Raw genomic sequence first — 19,318 nt, 5'->3', positions numbered from 1 at the left:
GACCCCGGGCGAAGATGAGATCTTTGAAGCATGGGATCACTTTGGCATGGGTTTGCAGACATGGGCGCGGTCACCGAGAGTGGTCCGTTCGTCATTGCACGCGGTGAGGGCACCCGGGTGTACGACGACAAAGGCAATGAGTACATCGACGCCACAGCGGGCCTCTGGTTTGCCAACATCGGCCACGGCCGCCAGGAAATGGCCGATGCAGTCGCCAAGCAGTTGTCGACAATCGCGCACTTTTCGAACTTTGGTGATCTCGCTTCTGACGCAACGATTGAGTTGGCCGAGCGGATTGCAGCGATGGCACCGGTGCCCGGATCGAAGGTGCTGTTCACCTCGGGCGGTAGCGACGCCATTGAATCGGCGGTCAAGTTGTCCCGCCGCTACTGGGTGGAGCAGGGGCAACCGTCCAAGAAGATCGTGGTGGGGCGAAGCAAGGCCTACCACGGCATGCACGTTGCTGGCACCTCGCTCGCTGGTATCCCGGCCAACGGTGACGGCTACGGTGCGGAGCTGATGCCCGACACCGGCACCGTCGACTGGGACGATGCAAAGAGTCTCCTCGGCTACATCGAGCGGGTGGGTGCCGAGAACATTGCGGCGTTCTTTGCCGAGCCGATCATCGGTGCCGGCGGCGTGTACCTCCCACCGGATGGCTACCTGCGCGAGGTTCGCGAGATCTGCCGAGACCACGACGTGCTGTTTGTGGCCGATGAGGTGGTTACCGGATTCGGTCGCATCGGTGGCAATGAATGGTTTGCCTCGTCGCGATTCGATCTCGAGCCCGACATGATGACAACCGCCAAGGGTCTGACCAGTGGATATGTCCCAATGGGTGCGCTGATAGTGGCACCGAAAGTCGCTGAGCCATTCTTTGGTGGCGGTGTCTGGTGGCGCCACGGCTACACCTACGGCGGACATAGTGCGGCCGCGGTGGCGGCGCTCACCAATATCGACATTATTGAGCGGGAAGGGCTGCTCAACGAGGCCAACCGCCTTGAGTCGGACCTCGCCGCCGCCTTCTCGCCACTGGCTGAGATGGATCAGGTGAGCGAGGTTCGCACTGGCCTGGGTGCTGTCACCGCGGTGCAGCTCGCCGATGGCACCAAGGGGCCTGCGGCCGTGCTGAAGCTTCGCGAGTACGGTGTCTGCGGTCGTGCCGCCGGCGTCGGTGCCCTGCAGCTATCGCCTTCTTTCACCATGACCACCGAGGAAGTCGGCGAGCTGGCGGATCGATTCGCGAAGGCCGTGCAGGAGCTCTGAGCGGGGCGTAACGTTCTGTAATGAGTGAACGGAGGTGGTCTGAAATATGGTTCAAGATCGGGCCGAGGTCCGAGGTACGGCCTCTACCTGCTAGTTCACGGAGGATCGGATGCGAAGTGCGTCCGGTCCTCCTTCACTGTTTCCGTTATTTTTCACAGACCGAAGGCCCGAAGTTCGGGCTGGGGGTTCGGCGGATGAACAAAGTTAGCGGGCCCGGAACATCTGAGATGTTCCGGGCCCGCTAATGCCGAGCTAACCCACGCCGGGGCTAAAAATTACGGAATGAGTGTTTCCGCAATCGTGATTGCCTGGCCAACACCGGCGACAATCGAACCGACCTTGAGGGCCTCGAACACAGCCTCGCGATCGAGACCGCCTTCGCGGACAACGTTCTCGTGCGCACCAACGCAGTGCTCACAGCCGTTAACCGCCGACACGGCGAGCGACCACAATTCGAAGTTCACCTTGTCCACGCCGGGGTTGCCGATGATGTTCATCCGCAGGCCGGGGCGCAGGTCGTCGTACTTGCCGCCGAGGAAGCCGCGGCCACGGTAGAACACATTGTTCATCCCCATGATCGAAGCGGCACCGAGGGCGGCGTTGTAAGCCTCCGCCGACAGGTTGTCAGCGGCCTCGTCGGCAATCTCGCGCAGCACCGTCGCGTTGCGAGTTGCTGCGGCGGTGGCCAGCAGCGAGCCCCACAACTGCTCCTCGTTCAGCACCGTGGTGCGGCTGATCGAGGACAGGTTTAGCTTGAGGTCCTTGGCGTACTCGGGAAGGGCGTTCTTCAGGTTGTCGATGCTCATGTTCGAGTCCTTGTCAGATCGTGGTGACGAAAAGGCGGCGCGCTAGCGACTAGCTCTGGGGGAGGCCCAGACTAGACACCGGCGGTCATCAGTTCGCCAGCGTCGATCGTCGGATCGCCCTTCTTCCAGTTGCATGCGCACAGTTCGTCCGACTGCAGAGCGTCAAGGACGCGCAGAACCTCGTCGACGTTGCGGCCGACCGAGCCTGCGGTGACCGACACGAACTGGATCTCGTTATTCGGGTCGACGATGAAGGTTGCGCGATCGGCAACGCCGTCGGCGTTCAGGACGCCTGCGGCTTCGGCGAGTTCACGCTTCAGGTCCGAGAGCATCGGGAAGGGGAGGGTCTTCAGGTCTTCGTGCTGTGCACGCCACTGGAAGTGGACGAACTCGTTGTCGACCGAAGCGCCCAGAACCTGTGCGTCGCGGTCAGCGAACTCTTCGTTCAGCTTGCCGAAAGCAGCGATCTCGGTGGGGCACACAAAGGTGAAGTCCTTGGGCCAGAAGAACACGACGCGCCACTTGCCTGCGTAGTCATCGCTGGTGACGGTGGTGAAGTAGTCGTCGGGCTGCTGTGCGTCAACCTTGGAGAGGTCGCCGCCGATTACTGCGGTCAGGTTGTATGAGGGGAACTGGTCGCCGATGGTCAACAGGGCCATTGTTGAACTCCTTCAATGTGGGTGGGTGTGCTTGAAAAAGGTTTGTGGGCTGGGATTTGGTCATCCTCCCGCCTGCACTATCTATTCTGGACTAGACCCAGTGAAAAGTAAATGCGATAACAGTCACTATATTGATAGGTATGAACGATCAAAGTTATCAGCCGCCTGTCACCGCGCTGCGTGCGTTTGTGGCCGTGGCCAAGCATTTACACTTCGGAACTGCTGCCGCAGCGCTGGGCGTTAGTCAGCCGTCACTGTCGCAGTCTTTGGCTGGTTTGGAAGCCGGACTGGGTCTGAAGCTCGTCGAACGCACCACTCGTCGTGTGATGTTGACCGCAGAGGGGAGACGACTTCTCGGATCGGCCATCGCTGTCTGCGACACGGTCGACGACTTCATGCACGACGCCGCGGGAGATCTCGACCCGCTAACCGGGACCATTCGCCTCGGCCTAATTCCGACGATCGCCCCCTACATCTTGCCCCGACTGCTGAAGGGTCTTGGGCAGCGTCGACCCGACCTCAACCTGCTGGTGGTGGAAGATCAGACGGACCGTCTGCTGGGGCAGCTGCGAGACGGAGCCCTCGATGCGGCAATCCTTGCGCTTCCCGCTGGCGCGCCCGGAATGGGCGAACTTCCGATGTACAACGAGGACTTTGTTCTCGCATTGCCGCAGGGGCATCCGCTGGCCGGCCAGGAGGCACTGGCGCCGAAGATGCTGGAGGATCTGCCCCTGTTGCTACTTGACGAAGGCCACTGCCTACGCGATCAAGCCCTCGAAGTGTGCCAACTCGCGGGCATCTCGCCCGACGTTCGGCAGACCCGCGCGGCCTCGCTGACGACAGCTGTTCAGTGCGTCGAAGGTGGACTCGGGGTGACGCTCATTCCGAAGACAGCGGTCGCGGTGGAAACTGCCGCGGGTGGTTTGGCTACCGCAGAGTTCTCCGTGCCACGCCCCGGACGCCGCATTGGTCTCGTCTATCGTGAATCCTCCGGTCGCGGCGAAGCGTATCGCCAGTTGGCCGACGATATCGCCGAATTGGTCGACGCCAGCGGTGCCGTGACGGTAGAAACCCAAAGCCTCGCTGGCTAGTTTCGAGCTTGCGCGGCCTCGGCGTCAGCCTCGGCGAGCGCGGCCCATTCGTCGATCAGGCTGGAGTCGACGTCACGGATCAAATCACCCAACTGATCGGTGATGTCTTCGATCTCATCGGTAACAGCGGACATCGGCAGCCCGCTGTTCAACGCGCGATAACAGTCGGTCAGGTACCGCAAGACCACCCCCTCGCTGCGCGCTAAGCCCAGGTCGGAGACAAATTCGGTGAACGTCATCGACCGCTCGCGCATGTACCGCAGAACCGACTTGGGAGACGGCGGCGTATTCGCCAGCCATGGATGCCCGCGCCGATAGGTTTCGTACGCGAACCCAATTTCCTCGGCCAGGGGCTGCGGCCAGGTGACTTCTTCGAGCAGTTCCATCCGCTCGTCGTACTCGATGCCTTCGGCTTTCATTTCGGTAATCGCGACGTCGCGGGCCTGCTTGCGCTGAGCCATCAGAACCTGGCGAGGGTCCTCGAGCGTACATTCCAGGATCGAAATCACGTCGAGAGCGTAGGTGTCCGAGGCGGTGTCGAGTAGTTCGAAGGCGGCGACAGCAAATGCTGACAGGGGATTGGTCAGCGCAAAGTTTTCTGGCAGGTCGATTGACAACTCAACGTACTTCCCGTCGGCCGCGGGGGCATCGAGTTTGGTGACAATTCCCGTGTCTCGCAGGTCGCGGTACAGCGCAATCGTGTGCTTGATGTGTCGCAATTGCCGCGACCGTGGTTCGTGATTGTCCTCAAGCAGATGCCGGATGGCAGCGAAGCAGTCGCCCGGTCGCTCCAAGACTTCCATCAACATCGCGGTTGTCATTCGGAAATGCGACCTGAGCTCTTCGTCGGGAGCGTCGACCAGGGTCATGAATGTCTGCTCGCCCCAACTGACGAAGCCTTCCGGGGCCTTGCGTCGGACCAGTTTCTTCAGCTTTTTGGGGTCGTCACCAGCTTTGGCGATCGCACGCGCATTCTCGACATCGTGCTCGGGGGCCTGCGCGACGACATAACCGACCGTATCGAAGCCAGCGCGACCGGCCCGGCCGGCAATCTGATGGAACTCGCGGGCCTTGAGTCGGCGCACGCGCTGACCGTCGTACTTGGTGAGCCCGGCGAAAAGCACGGTCCGGATGGGGACATTGATGCCGACGCCCAGGGTGTCGGTGCCAGCGACGACTTTCAGCAGTCCCGCCTGCGCCAATCGTTCGACTAGCCGTCGATAGCGAGGGAGCATCCCCGCATGGTGGACACCAATGCCCGACCGCAACAGCTTCGACAGCGTGCTGCCAAATCCGGTTTGGAAACGGAAATCGCCGATCGCTTCGACAATCGCCGCCTTTTCTTCCTTGGTGGCGATCTTCACCGACAGCAACGACTGCGCGCGTTCGACGGCCGCCTGCTGAGTGAAGTGCACGACGTAGACCGGAGCCCGGCCAATGTCGATCAGTTCGGCGATGGTCTCGTGGATCGGGGTCATCGCATAGCTGTGCTGCAGCGGAACTGGTCGCTCCGCGCCGGTAACGGCGACGGTCGTGCGACCGGTGCGTCTCGTGAGGTCGTCGACGAAGAAGTCAGTGCTCCCAAGGGTGGCCGACATGAGTAGAAACTGCGGCTGATCGGCGGCTGCGACGTCGTCGGACGGATCCGGCAGTTCGATGAGCGGTACCTGCCATGCCCATCCGCGATCCGATTCCCCGTAGTAGTGGAATTCGTCGGCTACCAGGACGCCAATGTCAGAATTGGGGCCATCGCGCAGGGCGATATTGGCGACAATTTCGGCGGTCGCACACACGATGGGTGCATGAACATTCACCGAGGCGTCGCCGGTCAACAGTCCGACATTCTCGGCGCCGAACTGTTCGCACAGGTCGAAGAATTTTTCACTGACCAGTGCTTTGATCGGCGCGGTGTAGTAGGCGCGCTTACCGCGGCCTAACGCGAAATAGATGGCCCCCGAGGCGACAAGCGACTTCCCGGATCCGGTCGGGGTCGCCAGGATGACGTTGCTGCCCGAAACCAACTCTAGGAGGGCTTCCTCCTGGTGGGGGTACAGCCCGATCCCGCGCGACGCCCACCACGTCGTGAATCTCTCGAAGGCGAGATCTTCGTCAGTGGTGGGCGTTAACGCGGAAGTGTCGTCGCTCGTCAGCTCGGGCGTACTCAGCTCAGTTCACGTCCTCGGGATTGCTGTCGTCTGGATTGATGATCTCCGGTGTTGGGTTGTCGCTGGCGCTCCCATTGAACTCAGCGGCATGCTCGGCGAGGAACTTCTCGAACTCTGCGCCCAACTCGTCACCCGACGGGACGTCCTGGTCGGCAGCGAGCAGCGATACCTGCTCGTCCTTGGCGCGCATGTACGCGTCGTACTGCGTTTCCAGCGACGTGACAACCGAGGCAATTTCCTCATTCGATGCCACTTCACCGTCGATCTGCTCGCGCATTTGCTGCGCGGCATTCTCGAGAGCGGAGACCGGCAGGTCAAGCCCGGCGACCTTGCTGATGGCGTGCAGAAGCGCCGCCGAAGCTCCCGGGTAGTTGGCTTGGGCGAGGTAATGCGGAACGTGGGCCGAGAGCCCGGCGGTCCGGTACCCGGCTTCGCCGAGGCGAAGTTCCAGCAGCATTGATGCACTGGCGGGCAGTTTCATCGGGTTGCCCCACCTGTTGAGGTCGCCAAGGGCTTCTTGGTCGTTCCCGTGCGCAGTGATGGAAGCGGGCCTGGTGTGGGGAACCGCCATCGGGATCGAGTTAAGCCCAACCACCTGCGAAACACTGAAATATTTGGCGAGCGCGAGGATCGAATCGGTGAACTGTTCCCAGCGCAGGTCGGGTTCGGGGCCGTCAAGCAACAGGAACGGGACGCCAGAGTTGTCGCGAACTGCGTGCACCGTGAGCTTGGGCATGTCGATGCCGTCGAATTCCGCACCGCTAAACGAAATCATTGGTCGACGGGACCGATAGTCGGTCAGTTCGTCGGCATCAAATGTCGCGACCAACTCGGAGTCGAGTGCTTCGCGCAGGTGGGTCGCTGCGACCGCCACGGCGTGACCGGCGTCGGCGTAGCCCTCCAGTGCGTGGATAAGGACTGGTCCTTCGCCGTCGTTGCTGTGCACGACGGGGACCGGGAATTCGAGATCGTAGAGCCCGCGTGCGTCTGGTGACTGCTCGTCCATGGTCTCTCCCTTCGATGTAACTACCTATTGTCCAGTACAGGACCCGGTGTATTCAACGTGGATACCCGGCGGGTCATTCCCGCAGCCCCCCGAGAGTAGTGGCACACTGGCCAGTGTGCGTGTTGTTGCTGGAGTGAAAGTCGTGGCGACTGTGGCAGTTCTGGCTGCAGCAGTTTCAGCTTGTTCTGTCTCGGGGGAGCCCGTGCGTCCGCCTGACCTGTCGTCGAAGGCGGTGTCCAACGCTGATTTCCCTTACGGGCCAGCGCAACAGGTCCCGGCCGCTCAGGTTCCCGGCGTGCTCGCCGACATCACGTTCCGCCCGCTCAGGGGCCAGAACAATCCCGCCAACTGCACTCCCGCGGCCGTCGATGCTGGGACGGCTCAAGTTCGCGTTGGACCCGGTGGCCCAGCCGGTGGCACCCTGACCGCCTTGGTTGTTCGCTCCACGGACGATTTTCACGCTTTTGTCGAGCAAGCTGAACGCTGCGCGTCGTTTGTCCTCGGTGGCACACTTGCCTCCCAGATTGAGACGAAGACGTCTGATCTGGATGCCTCGAACAACACCGTGCGTCTGGACCGCATGATCCGTATGGGGCCGGAATCGACGACGACGCCGCAGACCGCTGTCACCGAATTTGTTGCTCAGCAGGGCGATGTTCGCGTGTACGTGCAAAATCGTCGCACCGGTACCGCAGAGTTGGGGGCCGACGAATTGGCTGCGACCCAGAAGCTCTTCGAAGCCGCGCGTAGGAGCGCTTTCAGCTAGTTGACGGGGATGGCTCGGAGCGTCGTTCCATGCGGGTCCAACCGGTCCATCCCCGCTGTTCCAAGAGGGTTAGCAACTGTGCTGCCGCCGGGGCCGCAGCGACCATCGTGGCGTCAAGAAGGGCGACTAACCGATCATCCAAGTCAGGCTCAACGACGCCGCCCGCGGCCATGACTCGATTCAAGATCTCTTCCAACAGATCGGCGACCTCCGTCAGGCGGGGATCGTCGCTTGACCAGTCTGCGGCGGTACTGAGAAGTCGATATAGCTGCACCATCTCCGGGTCGTCCAGATCCCGGTGTTTTTGCGCGATGATCGCGTTGATTTGCTCAGGAACCTGGGCCGACACCACGATCCACGCGTCGCGTTCTTGTGCGACGAAGTCCTCGCTGAGCCCGAGGGAACGAAGCCGAGCCAGGTAGTCGACGACGCACTGCGGCAGAGCCAAGTGATCGCCCGCCGCGAGTTTCGCCAGGCGTGTGCGGGTGGCTTGCAGGCGCTGGATTTCGCCATCCAGCTGTCGGTCGATCGCCTTGATCGCCGTAGTGAACGACGCCTGATCGGCGTCAAGCATGCTCTCAACCTGCGCGAGCGGAACCCCGGCACTGGCCAGGACATGAATCCGGATCAAACGCACGACCGCCGCGGCGTCGTACCGCCGGTAGCCGGAGGCATCACGCGGCGGCTCGGGCAGCAGGCCCACACGGTGGTAGTGCCGAACAGCGGCAACCGTTACGCCCGCGTACGACGCGACCTGGCTGATGGTGAGCATGGTCATCACCTCGACCTATGACGACTTCCATCGGTATACGCCCATCGTACCGACGAAGCCGAGAACGAAAATGACGACGCACCAGGCCACGGCCACCCAGATCTCATCGCCGACAGGTTGCTCTGTCAACAGATCGCGGATGCTATTGACGATCGACGTCGCCGGTTGGTGCTCGGCAAACCATCGGACGGGAGCCGGCATTGACGCTGTCGGCACAAACGCCGAACTGAGGAAGGGCAACAGGATCAGCGGATACGACAATGCGCTGGCACCGTCGATGGTCTTCGCGAGCAGGCCCGCAACTACCGCAACCCAGGTGAGGGCGAGGGTAAACAGCAGGAGCAGTCCGGCAACGACGATCCAGGCGAGAACATCTGCGCCGGAACGGAACCCGACGAGCAACGCGGCGGCAATGACGGCGACGACAGAGACCGAGGTGGCCGCCACCGAAGTCATGACATGCGCCCAAATGGGGGCAAAGCGGGCGATCGGCATCGAGCTAAATCGATCGATGATGCCCTCCTGCAAGTCAATGAACAGACGATAGGAGGTGTATGAGATGCCCATCGCAACCGTGATCAGCAAGACACCCGGTACGGCGTAGTCGATGTAGTGGTCCTGGCCGGACGGTGGGCCGGTGGTGATCGCACCGCCGAGCACGAAGACAAAAAGGAGCATGATGCCGATCGGCATCACTGCCGTGGTGATGATCGTGTCGGGACTGCGAGTTACGTGCTTCAGCGTGCGGCCCGTCAACACGGCGGTGCTGTTGAGGAAGTCGGTGGACATGATCACTCTCCGTTCGATGCGGTGCCGACGATGGCGAAGAAGACGTCCTCCAGGGTCGGTTGCCGTTCGACGTACTCGACTTTCGGTGGGGGCAGCAGTCGTTTGAGTTCGTCGACGGTGCCTTCGGTGACGATCCGTCCCTCGTGCAAGATGTAGACCCGATCGGCGAGCGTCTCGGCCTCGCCAAGGTCCTGGGTGGTCAGGAGGACGGTCGTGCCGGCTTTGGCAAGATCATCGATCACCTTCCACACTTCGAGGCGCCGTTGCGGGTCGAGGCCGGTCGTCGGCTCGTCGAGGAAAAGCACTGCCGGGTTTCCGATGAGGCTCATGGCGATGTCGAGGCGACGACGGGTTCCACCGGAGTAGGTGGCGGCTCGTCGGTCGGCGACTTCGGTGAGTCCCAACCGGTTGAGAAGCCGGTCGGTGCTGCTCGCGGGGTTCTCGACGCGGAGGAGTTTGGCGATCATGGTGAGGTTTTCGCGCCCGGTTAGGAGGCCGTCGACGGCGGCAAACTGGCCAGTGAGGCTGATTGACTCACGGACATGTCGTGCGCCTGAGCGCACGTCGAACCCATTGACCTCTGCTGTGCCAGCATCGGAAGGGAGCAGTGTGGCCAGGATCCTGACGAGAGTGGTTTTGCCCGCGCCGTTGGAGCCGAGGAGTGCGGCCACTCGGCCGCGGGGCACGTTGAAGGTGACACCGGTGAGTACCTTGACGTCGCCGTATGCCTTCTCAAGGCCCCGAACGCGGATAGCCGGGGAGCTGGTGGTGCTCGGTGAGTTCATGGTGGCGATACCTGACTTTCTGCGTCGGACAGGGCGTTGTGACGCCGTTGCCAAAACAGGATGCGCGGTTGATGCTGCATCAAGGTCAAGCCGTCGAGTGAAACTATTTGCCGTTGCGCATTTCCCCAGGTGGAACTGTGGATTGACGCTCTCCTAATCCACACTTGTCGTTAGCCGTTCCGCTGCGGCGCGGAACTGCCCAGCCTTGGTGAATGACAAATTCACTGAGTATCCAACCCGGCGGTCACACCAACCCGATGCCCGATCCTGGAATTCTGCTGGCGGCCGTGCCCGGTCTGCTCGGCTTCGTCCCTGAACAGTCAGTGGTGCTGGTGGCCTTCCGCGATCGCCGAACCGTCTCGGCCACCATGCGCCATGACCTCTTCCTCACCAAAAGCGGATTCCCGTCGGCCGGGATGCGGGAACTTTTCGGCACTCTCGGAACCCTGGCGGAGTCGTACGACGCCGCCGGAACGGTAGCGGTGATCATCGATGATCGTTACCCGCCGACAGACAAGCGGTATCGCAAGGTGGCCGAGGTTGCCGAAAAGAGCTTCCGAAAGGCCGGTGGGCTGTCCGCAGTGTTTGCGATGAACAAGGCAGCACTGGGCGCGGAATGGCACACCATTTGGCGTCCACCGACTGAGGCTGCCTGCGTCCTTCCATTCGAGGGGGAGCTCCCGGACAAGGGTACGCTCAGTGATCCGAACGCATCGCCTACGGCCTTGGAACGCGCGGTCAATACGGGGCGGCGCATCTTGTCGAGTCGCTCAGAAATCGCTGCTCTCCTTGAACCCGAACCCCATTGTGCGGACGAAGAGTGTCGGGCTCAGTCACCGCAGCCAACCCGTCACGTCCCTGGCCGTTCCGATGCCCGCGGGCTGGCCTTCACCCTCGCGACAATCTCTCGCTTCGATGGCGGCGACACCCATCTGAGCTGCGAGGACCTGAATGGCTTGGCCGAGGCGCTGGTATCGATTCATGTGCGCGATGCCCTGTTGGGGCTCAGCCTCACCGGGCTGCGCGGCACGTGCGAAGATTTCTGGCGGACCCTCACCAAGCGGCTGCCTGCGCCAGCTCGGGCGGCAGCGGCGACCTTGCTCGGTTATCTGCACTACATGGCTGGCGAGGGAGCCTACGCGGGGATTGCCTTCCAAACGGCACACGACGCCGACCCCGAATACAACCTAGCTAACCTGCTCGATACCGCGCTCTTTAACGGGATGCGACCGAAAGAGCTCAGCGGTCTGGCCGAATTGGCCTACGACATCGCCGAGCGTCTCGGTGCCGAACTCCCGCCGCCGGTGTTCGCGGCGGCGGGATAGTCCGCGCAGTTAATTCTTGCTGGGGGTGACGAAGATTGCGTGAGAGATTTCTGACGACAACGTCAAACCGCTGTGTCCCGGGGTCATCAGAGTCACGCTGTGCGGGGTCACGGTGACCGAAACTCGGGCATTGGGAACGACACCTGCCTGGCGTAGCTCTCCGACGAGTTCGGGGTCGGCCTGGGCGTGTTCGGACATCCGGGCGATGACAACGGCACTGTCGCCTTGCGGCAAGTCCACGAGGCGGACAGCCTTGTCCTCGGTCGCAGCTAGCGACAGTCCCAGCTGGTCGAGGCCGGGGATCGGGTTACCGTACGGCGAGGTCGTTGGATTATCCAACACCGCGACAATGCGGCGTTCTACGTTCTCGCTCATGACGTGCTCCCAGCGGCACGCTTCTTCATGGACCTCGTCCCACGGGAGGCCAATGATGTCAACGAGCAGCCGCTCGGCCAGGCGATGCTTCCGCATCACCGACACGGCCAGCGTGCGGCCCTTCTCGGTAAGTTCCAAGTGCCGGTCGCCAGCGACGCGCAACAGGCCGTCGCGCTCCATGCGCGCCACCGTTTGGGAGACGGTTGGGCCACTCTGTTCTAGACGCTCGGCGATACGCGCCCGCAGCGGAATGATCCCCTCCTCTTCCAGGTCGTAGATCGTCCGCAGATACATCTCTGTGGTGTCGACAAGATCGTTCACGAAGACTCTGTCCTTTCGCCTGACTCCAGGCTACCTGGTGGTAGTTGGATGCGGGGCACCTGACGCGGTCCCGAGCGGGCGTGAAACCGTTAGCGTGGCAGGGGAAACCGATAGCGTGAACCTAGTGCGCTCCCGGAGAATCCGGGGCGAGCAGGAATGGGGCGACTGTGACTGACGCGGCAATCATCTGGAGTGAACACTTCATGGACTACAAGTGGGCGCATACCCACCCCATGAGTCCGGTCAGACTGGCGCTGACGATGTCGCTTGCTAGAAGCTTCGGGGTCCTCGACGATGTCGAGACCGTCGAACCACTCCCGGTTGACGACAAACTCCTCACGACGGTGCACACGCAACCCTATGTGGACGCGGTGCGGGCGGTTAGCCACGGCAAGATGGCCAGCAACGGGCCGCTCCTGGAGCGGCTGTTCGGCCTGGGGAGCACCGACAACCCCATCTTCGAGGGGATGCACGAGGCTGGATCGATGCTGGTCGGCGGCACGGTCGCGGCAGCCGCCGCCATTACTTCGGGTCGGGTGAAGCGCGCGGTCAACATCGGCGGCGGCATGCACCACGCGATGAAAGGCCATGCCGCGGGCTTTTGCATCTACAACGACTGTTCGATCGCCATCCGCTGGCTCCTTGACCACGGTTACGATCGCATCGCCTACATCGACGTGGACGCACACCACGGCGACGGCGTGCAAGCCGAGTTCGTCGACGATCCGCGCGTTATGACGATCTCGTTGCATCAGCATCCCGCGACACTGTGGCCGGGAACAGGCTGGGCCACCGAGACCGGTGGCGCTGACGCTGGCGGCAGCGCAGTCAACGTCGGACTGATGCCGGGCCTCGGGGACTCGTTGTGGCTGCGCGCATTTCATGCGGTTGTGCCATCGATGATCGAGGCGTTTGCGCCGCAGATCTTGGTGACGCAGGTGGGAGTCGACAGCCATCGCGACGACCCGCTGACCGATTTGGCCCTCACCGTCGACGGACATGCTGCCGCGATCCGAGCGCTCCGCGACCTCGCCGATCGCTACTGCGAGGGTCGCTGGCTCTCCGTCGGCGGCGGCGGCTACGGGGTGGTGAATGTGGTGCCGCGAAGTTGGACACACCTGATTGCCTCCGCGCTCGACAAGGACATCGACCCGACCGCGCAGATCGATGAGGACTGGATCACCGGCGCCCAAGACCTGTCGAAGACCGTCCACCCCGATTACGCACGCCCGCCGGAAGCCACGATGGGAGACGGTGGCGTCACCGACTTCGTGCGCTGGGACGGGGATGCCGGCGGCGAACCCCCACCAGGCGTGTCGGAGGCGACACAGCGCCAAACCGACCAGGCCATTCTTGCCACCCGCCGCGCAGTGTTCCCGCTGCACGGTCTCGATCCGGAGGACCCTCGTGACTGAGAAAGCCGACGCACTCGACCACTCCAGTGACGACGCGGCCGCGTCAACGGCCGACGAAACCGCTCAATCTCAGGTTCCCCGCGAGTATCCGCGACAGTGGGCCGCCGATGTCCTAGCCTCCGACGGCGGCGTCGTTCACTTGCGGCCGATCCTGCCCGCCGACGCCGACCGACTTGTCGAGTTCCACAACGGACTCAGTGAACGCACCCGCTACATGCGTTACTTCGGTCCCACACCGACGTTGCCCGCCCGCGAAGTAGTGCGGATGACGACCGTCGACTACCGCAATCGCGTCGCCCTGTTGGCGTTCCTGGGTGACCGAATCATTGCGATGGGACTGTACGAGGGACTTGCCGCCGACAACAAGCCCACCTCGGCGGAAGTGGCCTTTGTGGTGGCCGACGATCACCAGGGTCGTGGTCTGGGCCCGATTCTCCTGGAACATCTAGCGGGTGCTGCGGCCGAAAACGGCTTTACTCGTTTCGAAGCCGAAGTGCTCTCGGAGAATCCGAACATGGTCGCGGTCTTCCGTGACGCTGGCTACCAGATCTCGCGAGCCTTCGACGGCAGCACCGTGCATGTGGAGTTCCTCATCGACCCGACCGAGGCGCTGACGGTGGTGCGTAATGCGCGCGAACGCGCATCCGAAGCGCGGAGCATAGCCAATCTGCTGCGCCCCCAATCGGTGGCGGTAATCGGCGCATCGACGGATCCGCAGAAAGTCGGCAACGTCTTGCTCGCCAACATCTTGTCGGCGGGCTTCACCGGCCCGGTGTTTCCCGTCAACGGCGCAACCAAGCCGCCCGAGGAGCCAGAAGGACAGCGGCCTTTCGGAGTCCCCGCACCACATACCGTGCGGCCAACCGCTCCGCCGTCGGTCCGCGGTATTCGCTCGTATCCGACAGTCAGTGACATTCCCGATCCCGTCGACCTCGCGGTGATCGCCGTGCCCGCGGCCAGCATCGACCAAGTGCTCGACGACTGTATGGCCAAGGGTGTCCGGACCCTCGTGGTGGTGTCGGCCGGTTTCGGTGAACGGGGCGAAGCGGGGTTGGAGAACGAGAAGCGACTCGCCGAGCAGGTGCGTGCACACGGCATGCGACTGGTGGGCCCCAACGCCCTCGGCGTCGTCAACAACGACTCCGAGATAGCACTCAATGCCTCCCTGGCACCGCGGATTCCCGGTGCCGGGCGGGTCGGCTTTTTCTGCCAATCCGGTGCCCTCGGAATCGCCATTCTCGATACCGCAGCGCATCGACAGATCGGCCTGTCTACATTTGTTTCGGCAGGTAACCGGGCCGATGTGTCTGGCAACGACGTGCTGCAGTACTGGGACAGCGACGACGACACCGATGTGGTGCTCCTGTACCTGGAGAGTTTCGGTAATCCCCGCAAGTTCAGCCGCATCGCGCGCCGCGTCGCGTTGAAGAAGCCGATCGTTGCGATCAAGTCGGGGAGCGGGGCCATGTCGCCGGTCCACGCCCAACGCACCGGGCCGGTCCGCGATGACCGGGTAGCCCAAATGGTGCTCGAACAGGCAGGTGTCATACAGGTTGAAACCATCGCCGAGTTGTTCGACTGCGCAACCGTTTTGGCATACCAGCCACTGCCGACGGGACCGCGGACGGCCATCGTCGGAAACTCGTCGGTGATTGCATCGCTCGCGGCCAACACCGCGCGGACCTCGGGCCTGGATGTCGTCAACTCGGTCGACTTGGGGCCGGCTGTCACTCACGAACAACTGGCGACGGCAGTTTCCGAAGCGATGACGGACGATGATGTCGATGCCGTAATCGTCGTGTTCGTTCCGCCGGTCGCCGTCGACTCTGCCGACTACGCGTTGGGGTTGATGGAAGCGGCGCGCCCTGCCGATGGTGGCGACGTGCCCACCAAACCGATCGTGACGACCTTCCTCGCGGTGGAAGGCGTGCCACCGGGCCTGTCCAGGACCGGGCCCGATGGCCTCCCGGTTCGGGGGTCGATCCCGTCGTACCCCACACCCGAGCGTGCGGCGAGTGCGCTAGCGCAGGCGCACCGTTACGCGCGGTGGCGGGCGCGCCCCAAAGAGCAGCCCGCCCTGATTCCCGAAGCCAGGCCAGAGGACGCCCGCAGCTACGTGCGCGAGGTGATGGGGGAGGACGGTGCCCGCGATCTGACCGCTCGGCAGGCCGCCTTCGTGTTGGCGCAGTACGGGATTGAAGTGGTGCCATTCCGGGATGTGTCGACGATGCATGAGGCGTCGGCAGCGGCCCGCGAGTTGGGATTCCCCGTCGTCGTGAAGTCGCCGTCGCCCACCTGGGTGAGTCGTATTGACCGCGAGGGGGCTCGCCTTGACTTGCTCGATGCAACGGCGGTGGTCTCGGCGTTCAGCGAACTGCAGGCACTGACCGGTGAGAAGACGCTGCAGGTGCAGAAGATGGCGTCGAAGGGTGTCGGCATGTATCTCGGAGTCGCCGATAGTCCGTCGTTTGGCCCGCTGATCTCCTTTGGGCTGTCCGGCCGCCTGTTCGAGGCGCTGGGCGACCGCAGCGTGCGGTCGATTCCGATCACCGAGCACGATGCGCGGGGACTGGTCGACGAACCGAGCGTGCGCACCCTGCTGGCCGAAGACAACTCTGATCCGGAAACGCTGGTCGACCTCCTTCAGCGAGTCTCGGCGCTCGTCGAAGCTGTCCCGGAAATCCGCGAACTGCGCCTCGATCCGATCCTGACTTCACCCGACGGTATCGCCGTCCTCGGTTCACAGATACGCGTCGGCCCGGTGCCCACCTTGGCGGACACCGGGCCTCGACGGCTCGGATAAAGCCCGGCAGAGCGTTCCCGCATGATGCGTTGATTCCCGCTCCACGTCAGACGTGGAGCGGGAATCAACGCATCATGCGGGAAGGGGGCTAGCTGGCGTAGGCGCGGAGCTTGTCGGCGCGGTCACCCTGACGGAGCTTGCCCATCACTTCGCGTTCAATCTGACGAACCCGCTCACGGGACAGCCCGAACGCACGACCGATTTGGTCGAGGGTGCGCGGCTGGCCATCGTCGAGCCCGAATCGCATGGTGATGACCTGCATTTCGCGCTCGTCGAGGGTCGAGAGCACGGTCCGAATGTCGGAGTGCAGCAGGTTAGCGATCACCACGGTCTCGGCAGACGTGGCCTCGGCGTCCTCGATGAAGTCACCCAGGGGTGCCTCTTCGTCGTTGCCGACGGGCATGTCCAAGCTCACCGGGTCGCGGCTGTGATCCATCAGGTCGGCGATCTTGGCTGCCGGAATACCCGACTCGAGCGCGAGCTCTTCATCAGTGGCTTCACGACCCAGTTGCTGATGCAGTTCGCGGCGGATGCGCGCCAGCTTGTTGACCTGCTCGACGAGGTGGACGGGCAGGCGAATGGTGCGCGACTGGTCGGCCATGCCGCGGCTAATCGCCTGGCGGATCCACCAAGTGGCGTACGTCGAGAACTTGTAGCCCTTGGCGTAGTCGAACTTTTCGACCGCACGAATCAGGCCGAGGTTGCCCTCTTGGATGAGGTCGAGCAGCGGCATACCGCGACCGGTGTATCGCTTAGCTAGCGACACCACCAGGCGAAGGTTGGCCTCCAACAGGTGGTCGCGAGCGCGCTCACCTTCTCGAACCAGGATGTTCAGGTCGCGCTTCTTGGCGGGCGAAATCCGCTTCTTGGTTGCCAATAGGTGCTTCGCGTACAAACCAGCCTCGATGGCCTTCGACAGGTCCACTTCTTGCTCGGCGTTCAGCAGCGCGGTGCGGCCAATGCCGTTGAGGTAGACGCGGACAAGGTCCGCTGAGGGGGATTGCGCATCAAGATCCCGTTCCGTCAACGCGGGGCGTAGACGGGTGGATTCAGATTCGGACGGGCGGGCAATCGTCGAGTGAGCCATGCGACCTCCTGGAATGCGTTTTCGTCGTGCGTTCAATGGGTCCAACGCATTCGGTACCGAAAAGGTTCCCGAGCACTCTGAGAAGTTTCTGAAGGTTTACTCCCGAGGTAAAAATCAGCTTGCGCGCGGCGTGCCGTCGTCCGGTTCGGCGTCGATGACCGGGTGGGCGGAATCGTCGTCGAAACGATCAGTTGGCGCGGGTGCGGGCTCGGCACCCAACTCCGGGGTTACCGAATGCGCACTGCCGTAGTGATAGGTCGGGACTTCACCGTGTTTACGCGGTTCGGTGTCGTTGGCCTTCAGGACTGCAATCCACGGGATCGGGATCGACACGAGGATGATGGCGACAGCGATCCACCCGTTCTGCGTGACGCCATAGACGATCGACGCGATGATGAGCGCGGGGATGCGGATGCTCATCATCAGGAAGTAGCGACGTTTGCGGGCACGAAACACGGCGTCGCGATCGGGAGCGGCGCTGGTGATCAGGAAGCTGTCGTGGTCGGCGAGTCTGTCGGTGTCCGGTCGATCCGTGTACCCGTCGTGTCGATTTTGATCCGCCATACCATCCATGGTGGCACATTGGGTCACAATGGGTTTATGGCAACTCAGACGATTGAACGCCCGGACATTGATGAACGGACCGAAAAGGACGACGACACTCCCAAGGTCTTCCACTACGTGAAGAAGGACAAGATGGCCGAAAGTGCCGTCATGGGAACGCATGTCGTCGCACTTTGCGGTGAAGTTTTCCCCGTCACGAAGGCGGCTAAGCCCGGCTCGCCGGTGTGCGAAAAGTGCAAGAAAATCTACGAAAAGATGAAGAAGTAAAGCGGCAAAAGACCGCTTAGGGGTCGGCCCGGTGCGTATCTGTGTGCACCGCGGGCCCGACCTCGCCCAGCTCTGACCGGTTCTGCAACGCCCGGTTACGCAAGGTGTCGGTAAGTTCCACCGTCTGGCTGGTCACCCAGTTTCGGACGGTGCCGCCCTTGCCCGCCGAGGGCCACATTTCGTCGATCGCGGCATTCAATTCGGCGCCCAAAACAATCGCGAACCCGAGAAAGAACGTGAACAGGAGGAAGGCGATCGGGGTGGCCAGCGCACCGTAGGTGTAGCCAGCGCGGGTAAGCGCCGTGAGATAAAAGCGCAGAACGTACGTCGCCAGCCAGAAGAAAACACCCGCCAGCAGTGCTCCCGGCAGCAGTCGATGCCATGGCAGCGGATGCGGAAGCGCGAACCGGTACAGGCAAACCAATGCACCGATTAGCAGGATTCCGACGAAGGGGAAGTAACCCCAGTCGACGAGATCGGAGATCGCCGGATCCCACGCATCCGGAAGGATCTGATGCAGATACGTCGGTCCCAATGCGACCAACGGCAGCACCAACACGCACGAGACGACGAAGAACAGATAGATGATCAGAGCAAAGATTCGCTGCCACACGGGATTTCGGATCTGATGCTGCTTATGTGCGTGAACGATTGACGAGACAAAACAGCTCATAGCCGACGAACCGGCCCACAGCGACATCAGGAAGCCGACCGAAATGACGGCGACCCGTCCGCGCCCCAGTACGTTCTCGACCGTCGGCGCAATCAAGTCGTCCACCACATTCGGCGTGAAAGCGTGTTCGGAAAACGCCAGGATTCGGGCGGTGATGATCTCCACGGTGTCGGGGCCGAACCAGTCGGCGATGTAGCCGAGGCTGCCGAGCACACCCAAGAGGAGCGGCGGGAGCGAGAGAGCCTGCCAGAAGGCCGCCTGCGCGGCCCAACCGATAATCGAGTCATCCCAGGCTTTGACCGTGGTCGCCCACGCTAGGCGCGGAAGCCGACGCACGATCTCACCCAGGCGCGGTCGGCTTGGCCGACCGTCCTGTTTCGGGT

General features: G+C 62.6%; 18 protein-coding genes. 7 read left to right on the top strand and 11 right to left on the bottom strand.

Annotated features, from left to right (window positions below; all coding sequences use genetic code 11):
- Positions 1 to 30 precede the first annotated feature (30 nt).
- Complete coding sequence (locus tag AC1L34_RS06045) at positions 31 to 1,266, top strand: aminotransferase family protein (RefSeq protein ID WP_424324581.1); 1,236 nt, start codon at positions 31 to 33, stop codon at positions 1,264 to 1,266.
- Positions 1,267 to 1,541: 275 nt separating this feature from the next.
- Here the strand turns inward: AC1L34_RS06045 and AC1L34_RS06040 are convergent, their stop codons facing one another.
- A complete protein-coding gene (locus tag AC1L34_RS06040; RefSeq protein ID WP_424297276.1) occupies positions 1,542 to 2,072 on the bottom strand; it encodes an alkyl hydroperoxide reductase in 531 nt (176 codons plus the stop codon).
- A 71-nt stretch (positions 2,073 to 2,143) separates the two neighbouring features.
- On the bottom strand, positions 2,144 to 2,731 hold the full coding sequence (locus AC1L34_RS06035) for a peroxiredoxin (protein WP_424297278.1): 588 nt from the start codon (positions 2,729 to 2,731) through the stop codon (positions 2,144 to 2,146).
- Between the two features lie 140 nt (positions 2,732 to 2,871).
- Here AC1L34_RS06035 and AC1L34_RS06030 point away from each other — a divergent pair, with 140 nt between their 5' ends.
- Positions 2,872 to 3,822, top strand: a complete 951-nt coding sequence (locus AC1L34_RS06030; RefSeq protein WP_424297280.1) for a hydrogen peroxide-inducible genes activator — start codon at positions 2,872 to 2,874, stop codon at positions 3,820 to 3,822.
- Here the strand turns inward: AC1L34_RS06030 and AC1L34_RS06025 are convergent.
- Both AC1L34_RS06025 and AC1L34_RS06020 read right to left on the bottom strand, forming a co-directional pair.
- On the bottom strand, positions 3,819 to 5,987 hold the full coding sequence (locus tag AC1L34_RS06025; protein WP_424324589.1) for a DEAD/DEAH box helicase: 2,169 nt from the start codon (positions 5,985 to 5,987) through the stop codon (positions 3,819 to 3,821). The genes AC1L34_RS06030 and AC1L34_RS06025 overlap by 4 nt on opposite strands.
- A 1-nt stretch (position 5,988) precedes the next feature.
- Positions 5,989 to 6,993 (bottom strand): proteasome assembly chaperone family protein, encoded by a 1,005-nt coding sequence (locus AC1L34_RS06020; RefSeq protein ID WP_424297281.1) that lies wholly within the window; start codon positions 6,991 to 6,993, stop codon positions 5,989 to 5,991.
- Positions 6,994 to 7,195: 202 nt separating this feature from the next.
- Here AC1L34_RS06020 and AC1L34_RS06015 point away from each other — a divergent pair, with 202 nt between their 5' ends.
- Positions 7,196 to 7,759, top strand: coding sequence for a hypothetical protein (locus AC1L34_RS06015; protein WP_424322660.1), 564 nt, complete (start codon positions 7,196 to 7,198; stop codon positions 7,757 to 7,759).
- Here AC1L34_RS06015 and AC1L34_RS06010 read toward each other — a convergent pair.
- Genes AC1L34_RS06010 through AC1L34_RS06000 form a run of 3 tightly spaced genes read right to left on the bottom strand, consistent with a single transcriptional unit; the run spans position 7,752 to position 10,105 of the window.
- The gene (locus tag AC1L34_RS06010; protein ID WP_424324579.1) at positions 7,752 to 8,531 is read right to left on the bottom strand and encodes a MerR family transcriptional regulator; all 780 of its coding nucleotides are present in this window, start codon (positions 8,529 to 8,531) and stop codon (positions 7,752 to 7,754) included. The genes AC1L34_RS06015 and AC1L34_RS06010 overlap by 8 nt on opposite strands.
- A gap of 15 nt (positions 8,532 to 8,546) precedes the next feature.
- On the bottom strand, positions 8,547 to 9,320 hold the full coding sequence (locus tag AC1L34_RS06005; RefSeq protein WP_424297287.1) for an ABC transporter permease: 774 nt from the start codon (positions 9,318 to 9,320) through the stop codon (positions 8,547 to 8,549).
- Positions 9,321 to 9,322: 2 nt separating this feature from the next.
- Positions 9,323 to 10,105 carry an ABC transporter ATP-binding protein gene (locus AC1L34_RS06000; RefSeq protein WP_424297288.1) on the bottom strand — a complete coding sequence of 261 codons (783 nt, stop codon included), beginning with the start codon at positions 10,103 to 10,105 and terminating at the stop codon, positions 9,323 to 9,325.
- A gap of 212 nt (positions 10,106 to 10,317) precedes the next feature.
- On the opposite strand from AC1L34_RS06000, the gene AC1L34_RS05995 reads away from it, so the two are divergent.
- Positions 10,318 to 11,430 carry a DUF4192 domain-containing protein gene (locus tag AC1L34_RS05995; RefSeq protein ID WP_480035186.1) on the top strand — a complete coding sequence of 371 codons (1,113 nt, stop codon included), beginning with the start codon at positions 10,318 to 10,320 and terminating at the stop codon, positions 11,428 to 11,430.
- A gap of 9 nt (positions 11,431 to 11,439) precedes the next feature.
- On the opposite strand, the gene AC1L34_RS05990 is transcribed toward AC1L34_RS05995, so the two are convergent.
- The gene (locus tag AC1L34_RS05990; protein ID WP_424297292.1) at positions 11,440 to 12,126 is read right to left on the bottom strand and encodes an iron-dependent transcriptional repressor DtxR; all 687 of its coding nucleotides are present in this window, start codon (positions 12,124 to 12,126) and stop codon (positions 11,440 to 11,442) included.
- Between the two features lie 203 nt (positions 12,127 to 12,329).
- Here AC1L34_RS05990 and AC1L34_RS05985 point away from each other — a divergent pair, with 203 nt between their 5' ends.
- Together AC1L34_RS05985 and AC1L34_RS05980 are read left to right on the top strand one after the other, a co-directional pair.
- Positions 12,330 to 13,541 (top strand): acetoin utilization protein AcuC, encoded by a 1,212-nt coding sequence (locus AC1L34_RS05985; protein ID WP_424297298.1) that lies wholly within the window; start codon positions 12,330 to 12,332, stop codon positions 13,539 to 13,541.
- Positions 13,534 to 16,344, top strand: coding sequence for a bifunctional acetate--CoA ligase family protein/GNAT family N-acetyltransferase (locus AC1L34_RS05980; RefSeq protein ID WP_424322661.1), 2,811 nt, complete (start codon positions 13,534 to 13,536; stop codon positions 16,342 to 16,344). Before AC1L34_RS05985 ends, AC1L34_RS05980 begins: the two co-directional genes overlap by 8 nt.
- 88 nt (positions 16,345 to 16,432) lie before the next feature.
- Here the strand turns inward: AC1L34_RS05980 and AC1L34_RS05975 are convergent, their stop codons facing one another.
- Together AC1L34_RS05975 and AC1L34_RS05970 are read right to left on the bottom strand one after the other, a co-directional pair.
- Positions 16,433 to 17,431 carry a sigma-70 family RNA polymerase sigma factor gene (locus AC1L34_RS05975; RefSeq protein ID WP_424322718.1) on the bottom strand — a complete coding sequence of 333 codons (999 nt, stop codon included), beginning with the start codon at positions 17,429 to 17,431 and terminating at the stop codon, positions 16,433 to 16,435.
- A 114-nt stretch (positions 17,432 to 17,545) separates the two neighbouring features.
- Positions 17,546 to 17,995 (bottom strand): DUF3099 domain-containing protein, encoded by a 450-nt coding sequence (locus tag AC1L34_RS05970; protein ID WP_424293445.1) that lies wholly within the window; start codon positions 17,993 to 17,995, stop codon positions 17,546 to 17,548.
- 36 nt (positions 17,996 to 18,031) lie between these two features.
- Here AC1L34_RS05970 and AC1L34_RS05965 point away from each other — a divergent pair, with 36 nt between their 5' ends.
- Positions 18,032 to 18,262 (top strand): DUF3039 domain-containing protein, encoded by a 231-nt coding sequence (locus AC1L34_RS05965; protein ID WP_424293444.1) that lies wholly within the window; start codon positions 18,032 to 18,034, stop codon positions 18,260 to 18,262.
- Between the two features lie 16 nt (positions 18,263 to 18,278).
- Here the strand turns inward: AC1L34_RS05965 and AC1L34_RS05960 are convergent, their stop codons facing one another.
- A complete protein-coding gene (locus AC1L34_RS05960) occupies positions 18,279 to 19,271 on the bottom strand; it encodes a YihY/virulence factor BrkB family protein (protein ID WP_480035185.1) in 993 nt (330 codons plus the stop codon).
- Between the last annotated feature and the right edge of the window lie 47 nt (positions 19,272 to 19,318).

The sequence above is a fragment of the Gordonia sp. 34D genome (genome assembly GCF_056682775.1).
The sequence above is the reverse complement of the archived record's forward strand: the minus strand, read 5'-3'. Positions and strand labels throughout refer to the sequence as shown.